The sequence below is a fragment of the Pedobacter sp. PLR genome (assembly GCF_026239675.1).
Classification (GTDB): Bacteria; Bacteroidota; Bacteroidia; order Sphingobacteriales; family Sphingobacteriaceae; genus Pedobacter.
The window spans coordinates 40,210-62,948 of the sequence record NZ_JAPIVQ010000005.1; the positions used below are offsets into that span (position 1 = coordinate 40,210).

A 22,739-nucleotide genomic window follows, 5' to 3' on the forward strand; every position below is an offset into this window, starting at 1 on the left:
AGGTGATTATTTTTGTACCCCTGTTGCGGTAGCTACATTTTTCTTTTTCCTGAAGGACGCGAAAGTCATCGGACTTTTTGCGGGTCTTTCATCACCCAATAATACTCCCCATTGCTTAAATATCAGGGTTCTGTCGAAGATTACTTTTAATACCGCGATGATGGGCATGGAGAGAAACATGCCTGATACTCCGGCAATACTTCCACCGATGATAACTCCCAGAATGGCAAACAGCGCGTTGATCTTCACTTTTGAACCTACTATTCTAGGCATCAGGATATTGTTGTCCAGAAACTGAACCGCGGCAATTACTGCAAGAACAGTGATTACCGGCCATAATTCTGTAGAGGAAGTCAGGGTGAGTAAAACGCCTATAATGTTTCCTATTAATGCACCTACATAGGGAATCAGGTTGAGTATGGCAAAAATCACCCCGATCAGTAAAGCGTGTTTGATGCCTATAAGCAGCAGGATTCCGCCAAGTAAAATAGTCATATAGGTCACTTGAATCAGTAAGCCTACGAGGTAGTTCTTGATGATGGATTCGGTTTCATAAATGGCTTCTTTCACTTTTGGATGATGTTCCGTCTTGAACCACATAAACACGAAGCGAAGCAGGATATCTTTATAAAAAAGCATCAGGTAGATGTAGATTGGTAATAAGCCTACAAACACGAATAATGAACTTAAAGTTACTGCGGCACCGCTGGCAGCTTTACCGCCCATAGCGAGTAAATCATCACTTTTTTCGGTAATGAATTTCATTTGTTCGGTTGTAGATATATGGCTAATGTTACCGAACCATTCGCTAAGTGTTTTCAAATGGGAGTTCACATTGGCTTTGATCTGAGGGAAGTCTGCCGCAAGGAAGCCAACTTGTGCGGAGAAAAACCAGACAATAGCGGCTACGAATATTACGACCAATAGAATTGGTAAGATGATGGCTGCTATTTCCGGGAATTTGTATTTCCGTAAAAACCGGAAAACCGGTAAGAGCATAATGCTGATAAAGAACGCCATGATCACCGGCATGATGATGTCTTTTCCAATGACAAGGATGGTGGCTACGAGAACGAGTCCGAGGAGTTCAATGGATCTTTTAACGGTTAGGGGCATGTCTTTCATAAGTGTCGAGCTAAATTAACAGACCATATCAATGGTAGAAAACTCAGATTTGAGTTAAAAATGATAGATCCAGGATGGGTTTAATTGTAGTTTATTTGTTTTTTCAAAAACTAAACACGGTAAGGTATGAAATGTTTGGCTAGTTTTGTAAATAATCGAAACACAGAATATTTCTTCTTATGATCAGTAATGAAACCATAGTTGCCTTATCTACACCACCGGGAATTGGTGCCATCGGTGTAATTCGTCTTTCAGGTAAGGATGCAATAACTATCACGAACTCCGTTTTTAGTAAGGATTTGCTAAAACAAGATTCTCATACTTTACATTTTGGCTTGATCAAAGATGGTGATGTGGTGATTGATGAGGTGGTTGTCGCATTATTTGTAGCTCCAAAATCTTATACTAAAGAGAATGTGGTTGAAATTAGCTGCCATGGTTCAAATTATATTATTCAACAGATCATTTCTTTATTGATCAGAAAAGGTGCTTCGGCTGCTAAACCCGGCGAGTTTACTTTAAGGGCCTTCCTGAATGGTGGTATGGATTTGTCGCAGGCAGAAGCGGTTGCAGATTTGATTTCATCAGATTCTCAGGCAGCACATAGCGTGGCGATGAACCAACTCAGAGGTGGTTTTAGTACAGAATTGAATGTTTTAAGAGAGCAATTGATACATTTTGCTTCTATGATTGAGCTGGAACTTGATTTCTCTGAAGAGGATGTAGAATTTGCAAACAGAGATCAGCTGCAGGAGTTGATCAATAAGATCAATCTGGTGATCAATAAATTAATCCGCTCTTTTGAGTTAGGAAACGTCATTAAAGAAGGAATTAATACGGTAATCGCCGGCAGACCAAATGCAGGAAAATCAACGTTGTTAAATGCGTTGTTAAATGAAGACCGTGCGATTGTTAGTGAGATTGCAGGTACTACACGTGATACCATTGAGGAGGTTTTGAATATCAATGGGATAAACTTCAGATTGATTGACACGGCAGGTATCAGGGAAGCTACAGATACGATTGAAGCGATAGGGGTAGAGAAGACGATGTTGAAAATTAGTCAGTCTGCCGTGTTGGTTTACTTGTTTGATGTGGTGAATCTTTCTGCGAATGAGATCAGAGAAGATATTAAAAGTCTGCATAAACCGGGCGTTGCTTTTATCGCAGTTGCGAATAAAATTGACCTTTCATTTACAGATAGAGTGAAGGAATTAGGCCTTCCTGCTGATATTAATTTTATCTCTATTTCAGCGAAAGAAAACCATCAGATTGAAGAGTTGAAACAATTGTTGTATGATACGGCAGTAGGTGATAAGCTTTCTTCGAACCATACGATGGTAACGAATATCAGACATGTAGAGGCTTTGCAGAAAACCCGCACAGCTTTGGATAGCGTAATCAGAGGATTGACAAATCCGGTTACTTCGGATTTTCTGGCAATGGATATTAAGCAAGCTCTATATTATTTAGGTGAGATTACCGGGAAAGTGACTACGGATGACTTGCTGGAAAATATCTTCAGCAAGTTCTGTATCGGGAAATAACCGATGATAATTACCACATAATTACGACAAGTAATGATAAGTAAGTGGCTTATTGTTAATAAGTTGTGTGGATTTCTTTTGTCCATATCTTTGGATTTATGCTTTTGTTTTTCTGACTTTTGTAACGCATTTGTAACTCGAATGCGTTTTTTTATGCCCTAAAAATTTGAGGGTAAATCATTGCGCTTAATGTATCTTAATTCCTCTTAAATCACCTTAATTACCCTAAATGGGGCTAAAACTGGGGGTAAATTACCACCGATGATTTGAGGAGAAAAAGGGGGATTCGAGAACGAATGAAAGGGTGTTAAATAATTATACAATGAGTTCGAATATTGCCGTTAAAAGAATTTGTGAATTTTGCCTGAATACCTTTATCGCGAAGACTACTGTTACCCGCTATTGCAGTCTTAAATGCAACAGTAGACATGCAAAACAGAAGGTTCGTGATCTTAAAGTGAACGTGTCTGATCTGGAGGTGAAACAAACTGCAGCTTTGATTGAATTTAAACAGGAACCGGCTGAATTTCTAACTGTTAAGGAGGCTTCCAAATTACTCCATATCTGTACCAGGACGATCTACAACATCATCTATAGCGGAAAAATAAAGGCAGTTCGGCTTTCTGACAGGAAACTCATTATTAAAAGGACTGAAGTTGATAAAATATTTGAACACTCAGAAATTCCAGTTAAAATCAGGGAGAAACCTAAGAAGCCGCCGCATCCGAAATATTGCTATTCTATGGGTGAAGCTCAGGAAAAGTTCAATTTTTCAGAAACTGCTTTAAACTCGCTGATCAAAAGAAATAACATTCCAAAATATCAAAGTGGCTGGTACACCTATGTACTGAAATCTGATTTAGAAAGAATTATAAACCAAAACAGATAAAGTTATGGCTAAAGTGAAATTGAGGATGAGAAGCATTACGAAAAATAGACAAAGTTTGTTGCTTGACTATTCACCACCCCTTAAAAATCCAGGTAACGGAAAATTACATAGATTTGAGATGCTCAAATTGTATATTTTTGATGATCCTGCTGATCAATTGGAACGTCAACACAATAAGGAAACGATGCTGCTGGCTCGTACCGTTTGTGCTCAACGGCAATTGGATATACAGAATCGAAGGTTTGGTTTTATTTCTGATGCCCTGAGAGACTCTAGCTTTATCGACTTTTTTCAAACGGAAGCTCGTAAAAAGCAACACTCTGTTTCAGATAACTGGGGGATGGGCTTACGATACTTTATCGCATTTTCCGGCCATGATTTGAAGTTTCCTGAGCTCAATGATTACTTGTGTGAGGATTATAAAAATTATTTACTTAGTGGGCCTGGTATTAGCAGGACTGGAAGGCCAATTTCAAAAAATACTGCTGTAAGTTATTATGCTAAGTTTAGGCATATTTTAAGAATCGCTTATAAAAAGGGTTTAATTCCCCAGGATCTACATGCGATAGTTAAGCCGATTACACCTAAAGAGACGCATAGAGAAAGGCTTACCCTTGAGGAATTCCAACAATTAGCAGAAACTCCTGCTGACTCAGATGTAATGAAAATGGCTTCGCTTTTTTCTGGGCTTACCGGTTTGAGATTTTCTGATGTAGCGACTTTGAAATGGTCAGAGCTGCGTGGAACTGCCGGGAAATATGAACTTCAGTTCTCGCAGGAAAAAACAGAAGCAGCGGAGGTAATGCCAATCTCAGATCAGGCTGTCTCCATTATGGGGATTCAAAACACAGAAAACATACTTGTTTTTCAAGGTTTGAGGTATTCCAGATTGAAGGCCTTCTTTACGCATTGGCTGGCTGGTGCTGGTATTAAAAAGAACATTACTTTTCATAGTTTTCGCCATACTTTTGCCACACTCCAATTGGAATTGGGAACAGACATTTACACGGTTTCTAAAATGTTGGGTCATAAGGCTTTTAAGAATACGGAGATCTATGCCAAAATTGTAGACAAGACCAAGCGTAATGCTGCAGACAAGGTGATGTTGAAAATGCCGGAAGAAATTGAAGCAATGGAAGTAGATGAAAACTTAGCCCCCAAATCATTTAAGTTTATTGTGCATCGGAATGAAAATTAGTTTTAACCCCTTCATAGCTATTTATGGGGTTTGTAACAAATAGCACAATAAAAGGTAATTTGCGATGCTATATTTGCATTATGAACTTACCCATGCGCATCAACTTTAAGGAGAAAGACTATACTTACCTCATTATTACCAAGGGAATTACCAAACTAACTACTGAAATTCAGATTAACCTGAATAATAGGGAGTATCAGCTGGTTTGTAATTCGAACGGGGACTGGGATGCTGTTGATGTGACTGTAAGCGATCATACGGAGCTTCTTAAGGCTATAGGGAGAAATATCAAACTTCGTTATAGGTTCTAAAAAAACTAAATAGAATCATCGTTTTGTGCGGTAATGTCAAACAAAGTTTTTATGTTTATTTAGTATTTTCATCCGCTCTTCAGCTTCTTTTCTAATTTCCATAACTGTTTTTTTTCTTGAAGCAATGATCCACTTCTTAAGATCGGATTTATTAAAGTATAGTCTTTTGCCTGGTTTGCTTACCGGGATCTCCTGTCTGCTTACTTTTGTGTATAGTGCGGGAACAGTGACTTTCAGAAATTCGGAAGCTTCCTCAATCGTTAAAAGTTCATTATCGTTGGGATCCTTCGGCTGTAAATCCTGAAGTAATTCTTCAATATGCTCTACTTTCTCAAATAGGATTCTGATTACTTCGGGAAGTTTTTCAAAACTAAATGGTTCCATGGGTAGAATTCCTCTTTTTTGTTTTCACAGTCTATTCTGTTGATTACAATAATTGCCAATTTAAAATACAGGAAGTCCCACATGGGATAAATAGATTAGATTTTCGCAGATGTACACAGGTAACTTATAAGAAGAAGCTTATTGAGGATGGCGCATTGATCACCTCCGGAATGCATAGACCAGCTATTCCCTGAAAATTTGGTCACTAATAAAGAATGGGATTATGATTGTCTGTTCTGAGTCTTTATTGATAAATTTTTGATAATAAATATATTACATTGCATTTGATCTCTTCTAGTTAGTTTATTATTCACTGTCTATTATAATTCAAATGCAATGTGTATTACTTAATTTGCGTTTTGGAGGACTCTTTTTTTTCTAACTATTCAATATTGTATAACGATCTCTTCGCTGTTAACTTCTCCCTCTGATATGCTATTCTTCGGTACAAATGTAACCGGAGCCTCGTACGGTTCTTCCTTTTTCTCTGGTCACCTCGTTTATCAAAAAACCTTAGGATTCGCGGGACCATACCTTTTAGGGAAATCGGGAGAATTATGTACTATGATAAATCAGTGATAGAAAAATATTGAAAGGGTAACACAAAGCCCATGATAATTTTGTAATGAGCTTAGTTAATTTAAATTTCTAAACATAAAGCAATATATAAGATAACATATGTTTGAGCTAGGCTTTTTCTGTACGTTCTATAAATATTACAAATTTTGCATAAAACATCTTCTATGAAAAGTCATTTTACTCAATCAAACAAATAGGTTAATAATCCATTAAAAAAAGAGAATAATTCATTGTTCTATGGGAATAAAGAGAATAATTTAGTCTTTCTGAAACCAAATAGAATCTTAACACAATGGAGTTTTTTTTAGCCTCTTGATATTACTGTCTTTTTTTTCAAAGCAATATCCAGACAGTAATAGTGAATCCATTCATGAAAACATCTGAGGCCATTTTGACGATCTTATGATCTTGCGCTTTGGAATGTTTATCAACTGGTGACCAGTAGCTTTACGTGGAACAGAGATTGGCTGGAGTAGAGGCGGTACTATACATGTTGAGGATTAATAAAGTTTTTCTATGAGGGTTTCGTGATTTTAAAAATATATTACCATTTTTTTTAAAACCAAAATTAAGTGATGTTTTTCTCTCAAATAACAATAATATTCATGATTCAGGCACAGCGTGCCGACTTAAAGGTGAATGGTAATGGGAAAAATTGACAACTTAAGGGATGATGAATTACTTGTTTTATTAAAGCAGGATAATGAAGAAGCATTTACGCTCTTATACCAGAGGTATTGGAAGCGTATGCTTCATAAAGTTGTATTTAAGCTGTTGTCAGAGGCTGATGCGGAAGAGATTGTACAGGATGCATTTCTCGACATCTGGAGAAATAGACATAAGCTACAAATTCATAATACTTTTCATACCTATATCGCTGCAATAGTTCGTTACAAGATCATGGCAAAAATGGCAGGCAATAAGAAGCTTGTATATGATCATGTTGAAGAAATAAATCAATTGAATGTGATTGATGATTCCACACAGCAATGGATCGAATTCTCTAATCTTCAGCGCGAAATTGAAATGTCTGTTAAGGCGCTCCCCGAAAAATGTCAGCTCGTATTCAGGATGAGTAGGGAATCCGGTTTAACCAATAAGCAAATTGCGAATAATCTTGGCCTATCTCAAAAAAATATCGAAGCCCATATCAGCAGGGCGTTAAAATTTTTAAGAACCTCAATTGGTCAATTTCTATTTTTTCTTTAATTTTTTTAATAGTCATATAGGGTAGTCGCATAGTTTTAGACACTATGTAAGAAAGGCCTGGGTTATGACACCAATTAGTAGATCGGATTTGAATCGGTTAGCAGATAAATGGCTAAAAGGTACACTTACCCCTAAAGAAAAAGAAATACTTGATAAGTGGTATGATCTGGAAACAGCTGAACCTTTGCAATGGACAGGCGGCGACGAGTCAGAAGAGGAGTTGAACATCCGTTTATTCAGCAATATTAAAAATGGAAGACAGGATACGCGGGTTTTAAAAATAAGATGGAGCATAGCCGTAGCTGCCAGCTTGTTACTTTTCTACAGCATTGCCTATTTCTATTCTCCAGGGACAAAAGATAAAAATAAAAAAGAGCAGATCACAAATGCGGGTTCGATTCATCCAGGGACCAATAAGGCGATATTGACCCTGGCTAATGGAGAAAAGATTAGTTTAAACGATTCAATAAGCGGACAGGTTGCGCTCCAGTCTGGCATGGAGATTACTAAAACAGCAAATGGAGCATTGGTATATGAAATAGTAAATAGTATCTCAAATGAAAATGCTGCGCTTCAATACAATACCATTGAAGCACCTTTGGGGGGACAATGGCAGGTTGTTTTACCGGATGGCTCACATGTTTGGCTAAATGCAAAATCAAGTCTGAAGTACCCTGTAAAGTTTGCTGGCGGGGAGAGGAAAGTAGAGTTGCATGGTGAAGCGTATTTTGAGATTGCTAAAGTAAAGGGAATTCCTTTCCGCGTACAAAGCAACAATCAGGTGATAGAAGTCTTGGGTACGCATTTCAATGTGAATGCTTATTCGGATGAAGCATCGACTATAACAACACTTATTGAAGGATCTGTAAAGGTATCTGCCACCTTTCTAAATAATAAACTGTCTAAGGATCTTATTTTACAACCAAACGAGCAATCTATACTATCACAAAAAGACGTTCAGGTTATCTCTGTGGATGCCGGATCCGCCATCGCATGGAAAAACGGACTGTTTTTATTGGAAGATGAAGGCTTGGAAAGCATCATGCGAAGGATTTCCAGGTGGTATGATGTAGAGGTGGTGTATAAGGATGTAGACAAAACAATCCAGTTTGGAGGTAGTGTGTCGCGTTACGAGAATGTTGCTCAGGTCCTGGATAAACTTGAATTAGCCGGCGGGGTCCACTTTAAAATAGAGGGAAGGAGGATCATTGTAATGAAATAAAATTACTCATAAGGGTAATGACCATAAGGGCTGAAAGTGCTACCAACACTTCCAGCCAGATGTTATGGTTACCCTATAAAAATTTTGCTGAAAACTATTAACCGGAAATAACCAAAACAACCAAATATATGATTTTTTATAATCTCATCAGGCATGGGTTGTACACTCGTATGCCTATGCAAATTTTCCGAATTATGAAGATAATCACCATCATAATTACGATTTCTTTAATGCAGGTGAGTGCTGCTGGCTTTGGTCAGAAAATCACCTTGCAAAAGAGCAATACGAATCTAAAATTTTTTTTTACAGAAATAAGAAAACAGACCGGGTATACCGTAGTGTACCAGAGCAATCTTGTCAAACGAGCAGGAAATCTTGATGTGAAGCTTAAAAATGCTTCCTTAGAGACTGCCTTGAGCCAGGTGCTTACCGGAAATATGCTGTCGTTTATCATTAAGGATAAAACTGTTATTATCCAAAAAGGATTACCGTCAATTTTATATCGGAGTCAGGATAATTTTAAGTTTATTATCGTTAAAGGTAAAGTGACAGATGAACAGGGGAAGCCAATACCCGGTGTTACTGTTATGGTTAAAGGAAAGGATAAAGGTGCCATTACAGACGCGAATGGTATATTTTCCATCAATGTTGCATCGGATGATGTGCTGGTCATCTCTAATATCAGTTTTCAAACTCAGGAAATAAGGGTAAATGATAAAAAGGAATTTAATATTGTCCTTAAGGAAAGTCAGCAGAATCTTGGAGAGGTGGTGGTAGTAGGCTATGGTACTCAGAAAAGAACTGATTTAACTGGTGCTGTTTCCAGCATAAATTCCAGCCAGATCGAAAATAAAGCAGTATCTAACCCATTGGAGTTACTTAGGGGGACAGTCGCGGGCTTTAATACCAATATGAATACCACTGCAAAAGGTGGCGGCAGTATGGAGATCAGAGGTAAAAAATCCCTCAAAGCAAGCAATGATCCACTGATTGTGGTAGATGGGGTCATTTATAATGGTGCGCTTGATGACATCAATCCCAATGATATTGAGACCATAGATTTATTAAAAGATGGAAGTGCAGCTGCCGTATACGGCTCTAGAGCAGCCTCAGGAGTCATGGCCATCACGACAAAAAAAGGCAAGACTGGAAAACCTGTGATCAATTTTGATATGAAGGTGGGCTTAACTCAGGTGCTTCATAAACAGGACGTTTTCAACAAGGACGAGTATCTTTTGGCACATGGGGAGGCACAACGTTCTTTAAATGGATATACCAGGCCTCAATATTATTACCAAGATCCGCGCGATTTACCTGCGGGAGTGGATTTGACTACGTGGTTAGGTGGACAGGCTGGTGATCCTGTTAACATATGGCTAACCGACCGGCTTAAATTACAGGAGATTGAAAGGCAAAATTATCTGGCCGGGAATAGTATAAATTGGATGGATAAGGTTTTTCAAACTGGACTTCGCCAGGAATACAATGGGAGTGTCTCGGGCAAGTCTGATATGTTTAGTTATTACTGGTCCCTGGGTTCTACAAATAATGAAGGAATAGTTGTAGGAGACAAGTACAAGACAATACGTTCGAGATTGAATTTGTCTGCTGATATCACCAAATTTCTGCAAATAGGAATGAATACCCAGTTTGCAAATAGAGATGATACCACAAATCCTGCCGATTGGGATAATGTTGTCGGTTTAAGTCCTTATGGAAGTTACAATAATCCTGATGGAACGATAAAATGGTTTCCTCATGATGATAACTTATCCATGAATCCATTTATTAATTCTGCAGCTGATCTGTTAAATACCAATCAAAACATTGTTGCCAATTTGTTCGCTAATGTAAAGCTACCTTTTGGTATTAAATATCAGCTTTCATTTAACAACAGGATGGCCTGGTCAAAAAACTATATTTTCTACGGGAAAGACACCTACAACGGCAGACCCTTGCCATCCAGTATTCCGGGTATTAATCTTTCGGGTTCAGCATCAAGAAATGATGGCTCAACTTCTTCCTGGCAGATAGACAATATCCTGACCTGGGGTAAAACCTTTGCCGGTGTACATCGGTTGGATTTAACTGGTTTGATCAATGCGGAGAAAAACAGAGGATGGAGTGGTACTACTGCAACTTCTCAGTTCTCGCCTTCAGATGCATTAGGTTACCATGATCTGGGTGTTGGCGCCCAGATAAAACTGACAACTACGAACAGTGATAGTTATAGTACTGGGGACGCAATGATGCTAAGGGCCAATTATGCGTATGACAATAAGTATCTGCTAACTGCATCTATACGCAGGGATGGTTTCTCTGCTTTTGGGACGAAAAATCCAAGGGCTGTTTTTCCTGCTCTGGCCGCTGCATGGAGAATCTCTAATGAAGGATTCATGAATAAGGTAGATTGGATCAGTGATTTAAAATTAAGACTGTCATACGGGATCAATGGAAATAGAAGTATACCAATTTATGGAGCCTTAGCCTCAGTCTCAGATTCAAAGATCATTATTGACGGAGTGACTGCAATAGCGATAACGAATAATAGCCTTGCTAATGAAGATTTGCGTTGGGAAAGAACCACTGCTTATAACACTGGACTTGATTTTGGGATTTTTAATAATAGAATAGAAGGAACTATTGAAGCCTATTATATGTCAACTAAAGATTTGCTTTTGGACAGAAGTCTTCCCTCTATCACAGGATACAGATCGGTTTTATCAAATCTTGGGGAAGTAACCAACAGGGGCTTTGAGCTAACTTTGACTTCAAAGAATATTGAGGCTAAAAATATAAAATGGTCATCACAGATCGTGCTTTCTGCAAACAGAAATGAGATAAAGCATTTGTATGGAAATATGGTAGATGTGAAAGATGCAAATGGGGTGGTAACTGGTCGAAAAGAGGCTGATGACGATGCCAATGGATGGTATATCGGGCATGCCATAGATCAGATTTATGGTTACAAGGTAACGGGTGTTTGGCAGGAGAATGAAAAGGATGATGCAGCTAAATATGGCAGAAAGCCCGGAGATGTTAAAATCCAGGATATTACAAATGTAAATGGTGTCACTGCAATCACCGACATTGACCGGGTTTTTCAAGGCTACAGAGATCCGCGTTTTAAAATAGGTTTGAGAAATGATTTTACCATTTATGATAATTTTATGGTGTCTTTCTTTCTCCGTGCAGATCTTGGTCATTATTCAAGCAACAGTAATTATTTACATCCTCAAACCGGTTACTACTATGATCGTTTGAATAGCTATAAGTATGATTACTGGACCCCTGAAAATCCAATTAATGATGCAGCGAGATTGAATTCAGGATACAATCCTGCACCCACCATGTGGAGGAGATCATCTTTTGTCAGACTTCAGGACCTGACTCTGGCCTATAAGTTTCCAGGTAAATTGACTTCTAAACTGCATGTTCAGAATGCCCGTGTCTTTTTAAATGTAAATAATGTTTACACCGTTTCAGATTGGGATTTCTGGGATCCTGAAACAAAAGGGCCTACTCCAAGAATTGCCACCCTAGGCGTTAATTTCAGTTTCTAACTTAATGTTAATTCGTATGAAAAATAATTATAAAGTACCGGCAATGCTATCAATATTTGGTTTATTGCTGCTGGGTTCTTGCAAAAAAAGCTTTTTGACGCCTAATCCACTTTCCATTTTTACACCTGAAAACACGTATGTCGATAAGGGTTCTATGATTGCTTTGTTAAATACCAGTCGGGTAAAATTGAGAAATGAATTTCTTAATGATAATCCGTTGATATCCACAGAGTATAATGCTTCTGATCTGACTGTTAATGGTGAAACCGCACCACAATCTTTAAAGGATTTTGATACACAGCTAACCCCGAATGGTGCCGGAAATTCAAAGATTCTGGATAATTCAGATAGTGGCGGTGAGTCTTCATACTGGTCTGCAGCCTGGGATGCGGTGAAAGCGGCCAATATTGTGATCACCCGTCATTCACAGGCTAAATATTCAAGCGAAGCAGATAAAAATGAGATTTTGTCTGAAGGGTATTTTCATCGTGCCTATTGGTATTATAGAATAGTCAATCAATACGGTGATGTGCCTTTGTTGTTAGAGGAAATCACTAAACCTACGTTAGACCTGCAGACTTCTTCAAGGAAGAGAATTCTGCGAAAAATGATGGCGGATATGGAGTTTGCAGTAAAGTGGTTACCAGTAAATGCACCACGTGGTGCGGTTAACCGCGCTGCAGGATATCACCTTTTAACTAAAATATACCTTTGCCTTGGTATGTTTGATCAGGCAATATCAGCTGCAAATGAAGTGATCAATAAGTCTGGACTTGCGCTAATGACAAACCGTTTTGGAGTTGATAAGGCGAATCCGAAATACAATGTTTTATGGGATTTATTTAGAAAGCAAAATATAAGCCTGGCCGAAAATACAGAAGGTATACTGATAGGACAGGATCGGTACCAGGTAGTTGGTGGAACGGCGAGCGGATCTCAACGTACACGGACTTATGGACCTTTGTGGACAGGCATAACCGGAACAACAAGAAATCTGGGAGATCCACAGTATGTTTATCTGTTAAGAGGAATTGCCAGATCAAGGCCTTCGGTTAGTTTGGCCTATGGCATTTGGGCTAATAGCAGCGGTGATTACAGACACACCTGGCCAAACTGGTTTCCCATGGATAGTTTGAAATATAACAATCCGGCAAATCCTGCTCAATTCAATAAACCTATTCCTAAGTCTGCGGTTACAGATACTATTCGCTGCTGGTTCCCATTTCAATATTATAAAATTGTAGTTCCTGACGAGGTAAACAGCCCTTTGATCAGCAATGATGCAAGAGGGGGCTATACTGATGTATATATTTTCAGACTTGCGGAGACTTATTTGTTGAGGGCTGAAGCTTATTATTGGAAGAACCTAATGAGCAATGCAGCAGATGACATTAATGCGGTTAGGAGAAGGGCCAATGCGCCATTGATCGGTCCGGCCGATGTCACCATGGATTATATTTTAGATGAAAGGGCGAGAGAGCTGTTTACAGAAGAGCCCCGAAAAACTGAGCTTACCAGAATTGCTTTTATCATGGCAGATCAGGGAAAAAATGGCTACAGTACGGGGAATATTGATAAGAAAAACTATTTCTATGATCGGGTGATGGCTGCAAATAATTTTTATGGCGGGAAGCTTGTCGCTGGAGGAATCCCGTTTAAAATGAGTCCGTTTCACATGCTTTGGCCAATTCCACAGTCAAATATTAATGCCAATACAGGTGGTCAAATTAACCAAAACCTCGGGTATACGGGTAGCGAAAGTAATGTTGCACCACTAGAATAAAACCAACCGGAGAACCCAGGCTGCTTAGGTAATTAAAATTATTTCGGTCTGGGTATATCCTGAACAATTATTAAAATCAAATTGAAATATGAAATATTTTGTATGTCTGCTATTAAGCTTAGGATGCATGTTTGCCGGATACGCTCAAACAGGAAAATCTGTTGTCAACTGGCCTGAGTTAATAGGGCGTCAGACGATGCAGTGGGACAGTATCAGCACTAACTATTATACAGGTATGATTTTGGGAAATGGCCTGCTTGGAGCCAATATTTATAAAGAAAATGATCAAGCAATAAGGTTCGATGTAGGTAGAACTGATGTCGTGGATCAACGGGCAAATCCGGCACAAGGTTTTACCGATGTATTGCTAACGAATGCACGTTTACCCATTGGCAGAATGACTTTAATCACCTCCGGTAAGATTACCGGTGCTAAAATGGCACTGGATATTTATAATGCCGAAGCAGGGGGAATAATTTATACTACTAAAGGATCAATTAAGTTTAAGTGCTTTGTTGACGCCAATCACAATGTGATTTATATTGAGGCAGTGGGTACTGATGCAGAAAGTAAAACAGCCTGGGCATGGTTACCTGAGAAAAGTATAACACCAAGAATTTCATTTGGATCTGTTGCAAAAGCTAAGGATTATAAGGAAAACCCAGCCTACAACCTAAGAGATACGATTGGTTATTCTTTATGCGAACAAAAGCTGCTCAATAAGGGAGGCTATGCCACCGTTTGGAAATCTGACCGGCATAATGGGAAAAGCATCATGAAGATTTCTGTAGGAATGTCAGCAACGGAAAAGGAAAATCCTGTTGGAACTGCTATTGCTGAGTTAAAGCTATTTGATAGTATAGGGTATACAGGTATTGTTCAGCGTCACAGGAATTGGTGGAATAGTTTTTACAAGAAAAGCTTTATTTCTTTACCTGACCGAAGGTTGGAGAGTTTCTATTGGATTCAAATGTACAAGCTGGCATCTGCTACACGGGAGGATAAACCCATAATAGATTTAATGGGACCGTGGTTTACCTCACAAACTCCCTGGCCGGCCATTTGGTGGAATTTGAATGTTCAATTAACTTATTCTCCAATTTATACAGCCAACCATCTTGAACTGAGTAAACCCCTAAATAAGATATTTAATGACAACTTAAAAAATCTGATTGCAAATGTGCCTGAAAAATGGCAATATAATGCAGCCGCATTAGGACGAATTAGTAGTTATGATCTCGTTTCTCCTCTTAACCAGAAAAACTTAGCAGGTATGCAATTTGAGCCGGGAAATTTGACCTGGGCATTATATTGTTACCACCAGTACTATACGCATTCACAAAATGAGGTTGAATTGCGAACGAAGTTATATCCGCTGTTAAAAAGAGCGGTGAATTATCTGATACATTTATTGGAAAAAGATGAAAACGGAATTTTACACTTACCAGTTTCGGCCTCACCTGAATATAAGAATGCAGTGGACGCGAATTATTCTCTTGCCGCCCTACGCTGGGGACTGGAGGCGTTAGGTGATATAAATAAATCCATGAATATAAAGGATCAGGATCAGCGAAGATGGGAGGAGATATTGAAAAATCTGGTTGCATATCCAATAGATAAAACTGGTTTTATGATAGGTAAGGATTTGCCTTTGAACAGTTCTCACAGGCATTATTCACATTTGATGATGGTGCATCCCTTCCATACGGTAAATTGGGATCAACAACAGAATAGGAGTCTGATATCAAAATCTCTTGAACATTGGTTGTCCTATAAGGATGCGCTTGCAGGATTTTCCTTTACAGGAGCGGCTTCAATGTATGCAAACATTGAAAATGGAGATAAGGCCTATCAATGGTTAAATGAATTGTTTGATCGTTTTATGCAGCCTAATACTTTGTATAGGGAAACCGGTCCGGTAATGGAGACGCCTCTTGCAGCAGCTACCTCAATTCAGGAAATGTTGATCCAGAGCTGGGGAAATAAAATCAGGATTTTTCCCGCGCTCCCTTCGCAATGGAAAGATGTAGCTTTTGATAATTTGTTGACAGAAGGCGCTTTCCTGATTTCAGCCAAACGGGAGCAGGGCAAGACTACAATGATTAAGATAAATGCTCAAAAAGGTGGTACATGCGTTTTGCAGACCGACATGGAAATAAAAACAGTCATGTCAAATAAGCGGAAAAATCTAAAATATTCTATAACCTCATATGAAGGGAAGAGCGTAGTTAACTTAAAAACTATGGCTGGAGAAACAGTACTTCTCTTCCCATCAGAGAAATTGACCGATCAACATATTTTACCGGTTAAAGCGACAATTAATAACAATTGGACCTGGGGCCTAAAAAAATAAACAGAAGGTATAAAGAAGATTCCTTTAACAGCATTTGGCTTGGAATCGGACTAATTGAAATTAGCATTAAGCCGCTGGATTTTAAATACGAAGAGTTAATGAAACTACTTGAAGTCCAGCTTTTACCTATTAAATAAAATATTAACCATAATAAAAGTCTATGAAATTACTCTCGATAACGATTTGTGCAGTGTTACTAGCTTCCGGTAATTCTTTTGCACAGGAAAAAAAAATAAGTGCATTTAAGGCAGATACCTATGTGAACGCTAAAATTTCGAAATCCAGGGGACCGAAGGTAAATGTTAAAAACGCCTTTAAACAAGCCGATGAACAAGCACTTTTGATGCTTAAGGAAGTAGAGAAGGTTAAGGCCGAAGGTGCGAAAGGAGATTTTGTTACGCCTAGGACTTTGGAAGATGGAAGATTAAAGCTGGTACCATCACGTGATTGGACCAGTGGTTTTTTTCCTGGTGAACTTTGGTTTTTATATGAATATACCGGTAAAAAGATGTGGATGGAGCAGGCAAAAATCTACACTGCAATGATTGAAAAAGAACAGTTTAACGGGAAAACTCATGATATGGGCTTTAAAGTGTATTGCAGCGTGGGTACTGGTTACCGCATCACTAAAGATAAGCACTATGCCGATGTTATTATCCAATCAGCTAAAACACTGGCAACCCGCTTTAATGCAAAAACCGGTGTGATTCGCTCATGGGATCATGGTACCGACAAATGGTTAAATCCGGTAATTATTGATAATATGATGAATCTTGAACTTCTTTTTGAGGCGACTAAACTTACTGGTGACTCTTCTTTTTATAAAGTTGCGGTTAGCCATGCCAATACAACGATAAAGAATCATTTTCGTCCGGACTACAGTTCTTTTCATGTAATTGATTATGACCCTAATACCGGTGCCGTGTTGAAGAAGAACACCCACCAGGGATATAGTCATGAATCTGCATGGTCACGCGGACAAGCATGGGCATTATATGGTTATACCATGTGTTATCGCTTTACTAAAGATCCCGTTTATTTAAAGCAGGCTGAAAATATTGCAGCCTTTATACTTAAGCATAAAAATATGCCAGAAGATCTGATACCTTACTGGGATTATAACGCGCCAAATATCCCTAATGAGCCACGTGATGCGTCTGCCGCTGCTGTAATTACGTCTGGATTATATGAATTGAGCAGTTATAGCAAAAACAAAACATTCTATCTTCAGAAAGCAGATGAAATATTGAATAGTCTGAGTACTAGGTATGTATCCCGGGTAGGTGAGAACAAAGGTTTTATTCTTTTGCAAAGTACAGGTTCAAAGCCTTCAAATAGTGAGGTAAATGTACCATTGTCGTATGCCGACTACTATTACCTGGAAGCATTATTAAGATGTAAAGGATTAAAAGGTAAGTCCTGATGATTTTCCAATTGAGTCCAAGTAGCTATGATGAATTTTATACTGATAAGTTCTTGAATAGTATCAAGCAACTGAAAGAGCCGGGTGCTCCGGATACTATGCAGGGAACCCATGTGAACGGTATAATTTCGGCTGATCGGAACAACAATACTGGCATCAAAAGAGCGGCAGATCATGTTTTAATTATGGCGGTAAGTTGTGCACCAGATGGAGATGAACGGGATAAATCATGACACTTTTCATGCCATTATTGCTGCAATAGCCCGTTACAAGATCATGGCAAAAATGGCAGGCAATATTTGTTCAGGCGCTCCCCGAAAAATGTCTGCTCGTATTCAGGATGAGTAGGGAAATCGGTTTAACCGATAAGCAAATTGCGAAAAATATTGACCTATCTAAAAAAACGTCGAGGCCCTAATTAATAATAATTGGACCTCGGTTTAAAAAGTATTGTTAACCAATAAAATAAATAAAAATGATTAAAGGTATCAAGACCTATGGAACTTTATTTTTGATTGTGATCAGTTTTTTTAGCTATTCGCAAATTAAAAGTAAAAAAAGAACCATCATAAACAGCAATAAGACGGGATTGGAAGATCGAGCGTACTGGTGCAACCTTGCAGTGAAAATTGCTTACCCTGTTATTCATAATCTGGCTAAAGGTACCTTGAAGAAAAATATGCCCTTGGAAGTGGCACCTCATTATGCTAAACAGGTTGAAAAGGTAACTTATATGGAGGCGGTAGGCAGAACCATGGCGGGCCTTGCGCCATGGCTTTCATTGCCGGATGATGAAACCAGTGAGGGCAATCTTCGGAAAAAACTGAGAACAGAATTAATTAAAGGCCTTTCCAATGCAGTAGATCCGGCAAGTCCGGATTATCTTAATTTCAGAACAGATTATCAGCCAATTGTAGATGCGGCATTTATTGCTCATGCGTTTCTTCGTGCTCCAAAAGCACTATGGGAACCTTTGGATGAACTGACAAAAAAGAGATTTGTTGAGGAATTTAAATCATTACGTAATCGTAAAGCATATTATAACAATTGGCTGCTATTTTCGGGCATCACAGAGGCTTTTCTGTTATCTGTTAATGAACAGTATGATCCGGCGAGGCTTGATATAGCCTATAACAAAATAAAGGAATGGTATGCCGGAGATGGCTGGTATAATGATGGTCCTGGATTTGTCATGGATTATTACAATGATTTTGTCATTCAACCGATGACCGTTGATATGCTAAGGGTGATGTCGAAGAATGGACTTGCAAATGCAAAAGAATACGAAGTTGCAGTGCAGCGTATGGTGCGTCACTCAACTTTCATCGAACGGCTTATTTCCCCGGAAGGAACTTATCCGGTTTTCGGCAGGTCAATAACTTATCGTTTGGCTGCATTCCAATCGTTGGGGCAGATATCCTTATTAAAGAAATTACCAAAGGAGATTAAACCGGCTCAGGTACGATGTGCTTTAACAAAAGTAATGGTCAATATGTTTGATAAGGTACCTGGTAATTTTGATGCGAATGGCTGGTTACAACTTGGTTTTGTTGGTCATCAGCCGGAGGTAGCAGATACTTACACGTCAACTGGGAGCTTGTACATGTGTACTTTGGGTTTTTTGCCCTTAGGTTTGTCCGCTGATGATTCATTTTGGTCGGACGGAGCCGAGGAATGGACTTCCTTAAAGGCCTGGAACGGAAAAATGTTCGATAAAGACCATAAGCTTGAAAATTAAAGCTGAACTAACCGGGAACATTCACTTTAAAATTGAAGGAAGGAGGATTATTTATAATGGAATGACTTTACGTCAAATGAAAAAATAACCTGGATCCCGACTGCAATCGGGTCCAGGCAAAATTTTGGGATTACCACTCAAAAAAAGTAGAAACAATCATCAACAATAAACCCAATAACCAAATGTATGAATTTTTACCATCTATTTAGCTCCAAGCATCCCGCTTGCAGATCCAGGCAAATACGACGTATTGTGAAGCTGACCGTCATTTTATGGGTCACTTTCTTACTACAGGCTAGTGCTTCAAGTTTTGCGCATAGGATTATTCCCTTACGGGGTTCTCAAAATCGTTCAGTATCAGGTATAATAACAGATATCAAGGGAGGGATATTACCTGGTGTAACAGTGTCAGTAAAAGCCAATTCTAAAATTGGGACAACAACTGATTTAAATGGACGGTACATATTAAATGTTCCTGAAGGTGCCGTGCTGATCTTCTCTATGTTGAGCTATAAAAAGCAAGAAATAGCGGTAGGTAACAAAAAGACTATTGACGTCACTTTACTGGAGTCGGATGATGCCCTTGATGAAGTTGTAGTAACGGCTTTTGGTAATGTGCAGAAAAAGAGCGATTTAATAGGCGCGGTGACGACGATCTCTCCCAAAGACCTTAAAGTTCCATCCAGTAACCTGACAACTGCTCTACAAGGCAGGATTGCAGGGATAGTTTCCTTTCAAAGAAGTGGTGAACCAGGTATGGACAATGCCGATTTCTTTATCAGAGGGCTTGGTACTTTCGGCGTGAACCAAAGACCATTGATCCTTATTGATAATATGGAGGTAACTATTGATCAGTTGGCCAGGATACCACCAGATGATATTGCTAGTTTTTCGATATTAAAAGATGCTACGGCATCGGCTGTTTATGGCTCAAGGGGGGCTAATGGCGTGATTCTAGTCACCACAAAAATTGGTGTCGAAGGACCTGCAAAAATAAGCTTCAGAATGGAGCAACGTGTTTCATCAGCAACCGAAAAGCTTAAAATTTCGGATCCGGTCACTTTTATGAAAATGAACAATGAAGCGCTGTTAACCAGAGATCCTTTGGCTGTTACTCCATATTCTGATGAAAAGATAGCGATGACCGAAGCCGGTGCGGATCCAATCCTTTATCCGGCTGTAGATTGGCTAAGTATGATTACAAAAGATCGTACCACAACTCAAAACTATAGTTTGAGCGTGACCGGAGGAGGAAGTTTGGCTACCTATGCAGTGAGCGGAAGCTTAACTCAGGATAATGGACTGCTTAAAGTAAATCCGATCAATAACTTCAATACCAACGTTGATTATAAAACGTATAACCTGCGTAGCAACATTAATTTTAACCTCACAAAATCTACACAACTAATGGTGCGAACCATAGGTAATTTTCAAACCTATAATGGTCCGCCAATTACCGGTGGACAAGCATTTACACAGGCAATTAGTGCAAATCCGGTATTATTTCAACCGGTTTATCAGCCAGGTCCCCAACAATCTTATATCAAACATCCGCTTTTTGGTAATTATGGTAATGGAGATTATGCCAATCCGTATGCTAATGTAGTTAGAGGATACCAGCAGCGGAATACCAATAACATGCAGATCCAGCTGGAAGCAAAACAAGATCTATCATCCATTATTACAGAGGGCTTAAAATTCAGGTCGCTTGCCAACATAACCAGAACATCCGAGTATCAGATTTTGAGACAATATAGCCCTTTCTATTATACGCCAGCTCAAATAGACAGCAAAACAGGAGCTTATACCTTTACCAACATAAATCCAAATACCGGGACTGAAACACTTGATTTCTCCTCTACTGGCAGGGGGCTTTCGGCCTTGTTTTACATGGAAAATGCATTTAATTATAACCGTACTTTTAGCGATAAACATACAGTTAGCGGGATGGCTATTACTACCATAAGGAATAATATCACCCAGCCTAATGGAGAAGATTTTACATTGTTAAATACTTTGCCCTTCAGAAATGCAAGTTTCTCCGGCAGTTTCACCTATGCCTACGACAATCGGTATCATTTTCAGTTTGCATTTGGATACAATGGATCTGAACGCTTTGATGTAAAATACCGTTGGGGATTTTTTCCATCGGCCGGAGTTGCATGGACGATTCATAATGAGCAGTTTATGCAGTCTTTAAAAGATGTGGTCAGCACCCTCAGGTTTAGGGCTACCTATGGTTTAGTTGGTAATGACGCGATTTCTGATGAACGTTTCTTTTATCTTTCCGATGTAAACTTAAATAACTCGGCTAAGGCCTATTCATTTGGGATGCCGGGAAGCTTGTATACCGTTAATGGCGTGACCACAAACAGGTATGCAAATCCAACAGTCCGCTGGGAAAAATCGCGACAAACCAACCTGGGGCTGGACCTGGGTTTATTTAAGAACACATTCAACCTTACGGTAGATGCCTATCGACAGGATCGTAGTGATATTATTCAGACAAGAGCATCTTTACCGGCCGCTTTAGGTTTAGCACAAGTTCCACTGGCGAACCTCGGAAAATACAGAAGCGAGGGGGTGGATGCCGAAGCTACCTACAATTATACAGTCAACAACGACCTATGGTTTCAGGGTAGAGGTACTTTTACTTTTGCCAGAGGGGAATATGTCAAGTTTGAAGAACCTTATTACAATTATTCTTATTTAAGCCGTATAGGTTTACCCACCTCTCAACAACGTGGTTACATCGCTGAGCGCTTGTTTACGGATGATAATGAGGTTTTTAATAGCCCGACACAAGCTTTTGGTTCCTCTGTAAAAGGGGGAGATATTAAATACCTGGATGTAAATGGTGATGGCGTAATCAATGCTGATGATCAGGTTCCTATCGGGTATCCAACAACCCCGCAAATCAATTATGGTTTTGGTTTGTCTACCGGCTATAAGAATTTTGATGTCTCATTTTTCTTCTCAGGAATAGGAAAAACATCATTGTTTATCAATCCTTCCGCTATTGCCCCATTCGGTTCTGTTTTGGCACCTAAGGCCGTATTGAAAGAGATTGCTGATAGTCATTGGACAGAAGAAAACCAGGACATTTATGCAATGTGGCCAAGATTAAGTTCTACAGCTTTAGCTAATAACACACAGACCAGTACCTACTGGATCCGCAACGGATCTTTCCTAAGGTTAAAACAAGTTGAAGTAGGGTATAAACTAAACCCTGCATTTACCAGACGTATCTACATCGAAGGTTTGAGATTTTATGTTAGTGCAACCAACCTGTTCAAGGTAAGTTCATTTGATTCATGGGATCCTGAAATGGGTGGTAATGGATTAGCCTATCCCCTTCAAAAAGTGTTCAATATGGGCATATTTTTAACCCTTTAATTTATTGATGATGAAAAAA

At 39.1% G+C, this 22,739-nt stretch carries 15 protein-coding genes; 13 read left to right on the forward strand and 2 right to left on the reverse strand.

Going from position 1 to position 22,739, the window contains the following annotated elements; translation table 11 throughout:
- Nucleotides 1–6: 6 nt before the first annotated feature.
- Entirely contained in the window at nt 7–1,125 is a 1,119-nt protein-coding gene (locus OQX61_RS13270; protein WP_265842196.1) for an AI-2E family transporter, read from the reverse strand.
- A gap of 179 nt (nt 1,126–1,304) precedes the next feature.
- Between OQX61_RS13270 and mnmE the strand changes: the two genes are divergently transcribed.
- From mnmE to OQX61_RS13290, 4 genes are all read left to right on the forward strand, one after another.
- The gene (gene mnmE, locus OQX61_RS13275) at nt 1,305–2,672 is read left to right on the forward strand and encodes a tRNA uridine-5-carboxymethylaminomethyl(34) synthesis GTPase MnmE (RefSeq protein WP_265842197.1); all 1,368 of its coding nucleotides are present in this window, start codon (nt 1,305–1,307) and stop codon (nt 2,670–2,672) included.
- A gap of 322 nt (nt 2,673–2,994) precedes the next feature.
- Nucleotides 2,995–3,561 (forward strand): helix-turn-helix domain-containing protein, encoded by a 567-nt coding sequence (locus tag OQX61_RS13280; protein WP_265842198.1) that lies wholly within the window; start codon nt 2,995–2,997, stop codon nt 3,559–3,561.
- Between the two features lie 4 nt (nt 3,562–3,565).
- Nucleotides 3,566–4,759 (forward strand): site-specific integrase, encoded by a 1,194-nt coding sequence (locus tag OQX61_RS13285; RefSeq protein ID WP_265842199.1) that lies wholly within the window; start codon nt 3,566–3,568, stop codon nt 4,757–4,759.
- A gap of 80 nt (nt 4,760–4,839) precedes the next feature.
- Nucleotides 4,840–5,070, forward strand: a complete 231-nt coding sequence (locus tag OQX61_RS13290) for a hypothetical protein (RefSeq protein ID WP_265842200.1) — start codon at nt 4,840–4,842, stop codon at nt 5,068–5,070.
- Between the two features lie 36 nt (nt 5,071–5,106).
- On the opposite strand, the gene OQX61_RS13295 is transcribed toward OQX61_RS13290, so the two are convergent.
- Entirely contained in the window at nt 5,107–5,454 is a 348-nt protein-coding gene (locus OQX61_RS13295) for a helix-turn-helix domain-containing protein (protein ID WP_265842201.1), read from the reverse strand.
- 1,224 nt (nt 5,455–6,678) lie between these two features.
- Between OQX61_RS13295 and OQX61_RS13300 the strand changes: the two genes are divergently transcribed.
- The 9 genes from OQX61_RS13300 to OQX61_RS13340 all read left to right on the forward strand — a co-directional run bounded on the left by OQX61_RS13300 (nt 6,679) and on the right by OQX61_RS13340 (nt 22,720).
- Nucleotides 6,679–7,242 (forward strand): RNA polymerase sigma-70 factor, encoded by a 564-nt coding sequence (locus OQX61_RS13300; protein WP_265842203.1) that lies wholly within the window; start codon nt 6,679–6,681, stop codon nt 7,240–7,242.
- Nucleotides 7,243–7,306: 64 nt separating this feature from the next.
- On the forward strand, nt 7,307–8,464 hold the full coding sequence (locus OQX61_RS13305) for a FecR family protein (protein WP_265842205.1): 1,158 nt from the start codon (nt 7,307–7,309) through the stop codon (nt 8,462–8,464).
- A gap of 194 nt (nt 8,465–8,658) precedes the next feature.
- Nucleotides 8,659–12,027, forward strand: a complete 3,369-nt coding sequence (locus OQX61_RS13310) for a TonB-dependent receptor (protein WP_265842206.1) — start codon at nt 8,659–8,661, stop codon at nt 12,025–12,027.
- Between the two features lie 16 nt (nt 12,028–12,043).
- On the forward strand, nt 12,044–13,810 hold the full coding sequence (locus OQX61_RS13315; RefSeq protein WP_265842207.1) for a RagB/SusD family nutrient uptake outer membrane protein: 1,767 nt from the start codon (nt 12,044–12,046) through the stop codon (nt 13,808–13,810).
- 436 nt (nt 13,811–14,246) lie between these two features.
- Nucleotides 14,247–16,163, forward strand: a complete 1,917-nt coding sequence (locus OQX61_RS13320) for a glycoside hydrolase family 95-like protein (RefSeq protein WP_265842208.1) — start codon at nt 14,247–14,249, stop codon at nt 16,161–16,163.
- 160 nt (nt 16,164–16,323) lie between these two features.
- Nucleotides 16,324–17,586 (forward strand): glycoside hydrolase family 88 protein, encoded by a 1,263-nt coding sequence (locus OQX61_RS13325; protein ID WP_265842209.1) that lies wholly within the window; start codon nt 16,324–16,326, stop codon nt 17,584–17,586.
- A complete protein-coding gene (locus OQX61_RS13330; RefSeq protein ID WP_265842210.1) occupies nt 17,586–17,819 on the forward strand; it encodes a hypothetical protein in 234 nt (77 codons plus the stop codon). The genes OQX61_RS13325 and OQX61_RS13330 overlap by 1 nt, the downstream gene beginning before the upstream one ends.
- Nucleotides 17,820–18,061: 242 nt before the next feature.
- Nucleotides 18,062–19,324: a DUF2264 domain-containing protein gene (locus tag OQX61_RS13335; protein WP_265842211.1), complete on the forward strand. Its 1,263-nt coding sequence runs from the start codon at nt 18,062–18,064 to the stop codon at nt 19,322–19,324.
- A gap of 252 nt (nt 19,325–19,576) precedes the next feature.
- Nucleotides 19,577–22,720, forward strand: coding sequence for a TonB-dependent receptor (locus tag OQX61_RS13340; protein WP_265842212.1), 3,144 nt, complete (start codon nt 19,577–19,579; stop codon nt 22,718–22,720).
- The last annotated feature ends 19 nt before the right edge of the window (nt 22,721–22,739 follow it).

Excerpts from the sequence above, each read along its gene's own strand:
- OQX61_RS13270 (WP_265842196.1), bottom strand. The coding sequence starts at position 1,125 with ATGAAAGACATGCCCCTAACCGTTAAAAGATCCATTGAACTCCTCGGA.
- mnmE (WP_265842197.1), top strand. The coding sequence starts at position 1,305 with ATGATCAGTAATGAAACCATAGTTGCCTTATCTACACCACCGGGAATT.
- OQX61_RS13280 (WP_265842198.1), top strand. The coding sequence starts at position 2,995 with ATGAGTTCGAATATTGCCGTTAAAAGAATTTGTGAATTTTGCCTGAAT.
- OQX61_RS13285 (WP_265842199.1), top strand. The coding sequence starts at position 3,566 with ATGGCTAAAGTGAAATTGAGGATGAGAAGCATTACGAAAAATAGACAA.
- OQX61_RS13290 (WP_265842200.1), top strand. The coding sequence starts at position 4,840 with ATGAACTTACCCATGCGCATCAACTTTAAGGAGAAAGACTATACTTAC.
- OQX61_RS13295 (WP_265842201.1), bottom strand. The coding sequence starts at position 5,454 with ATGGAACCATTTAGTTTTGAAAAACTTCCCGAAGTAATCAGAATCCTA.
- OQX61_RS13300 (WP_265842203.1), top strand. The coding sequence starts at position 6,679 with ATGGGAAAAATTGACAACTTAAGGGATGATGAATTACTTGTTTTATTA.
- OQX61_RS13305 (WP_265842205.1), top strand. The coding sequence starts at position 7,307 with ATGACACCAATTAGTAGATCGGATTTGAATCGGTTAGCAGATAAATGG.
- OQX61_RS13310 (WP_265842206.1), top strand. The coding sequence starts at position 8,659 with ATGAAGATAATCACCATCATAATTACGATTTCTTTAATGCAGGTGAGT.
- OQX61_RS13315 (WP_265842207.1), top strand. The coding sequence starts at position 12,044 with ATGAAAAATAATTATAAAGTACCGGCAATGCTATCAATATTTGGTTTA.
- OQX61_RS13320 (WP_265842208.1), top strand. The coding sequence starts at position 14,247 with ATGGCACTGGATATTTATAATGCCGAAGCAGGGGGAATAATTTATACT.
- OQX61_RS13325 (WP_265842209.1), top strand. The coding sequence starts at position 16,324 with ATGAAATTACTCTCGATAACGATTTGTGCAGTGTTACTAGCTTCCGGT.
- OQX61_RS13330 (WP_265842210.1), top strand. The coding sequence starts at position 17,586 with ATGATTTTCCAATTGAGTCCAAGTAGCTATGATGAATTTTATACTGAT.
- OQX61_RS13335 (WP_265842211.1), top strand. The coding sequence starts at position 18,062 with ATGATTAAAGGTATCAAGACCTATGGAACTTTATTTTTGATTGTGATC.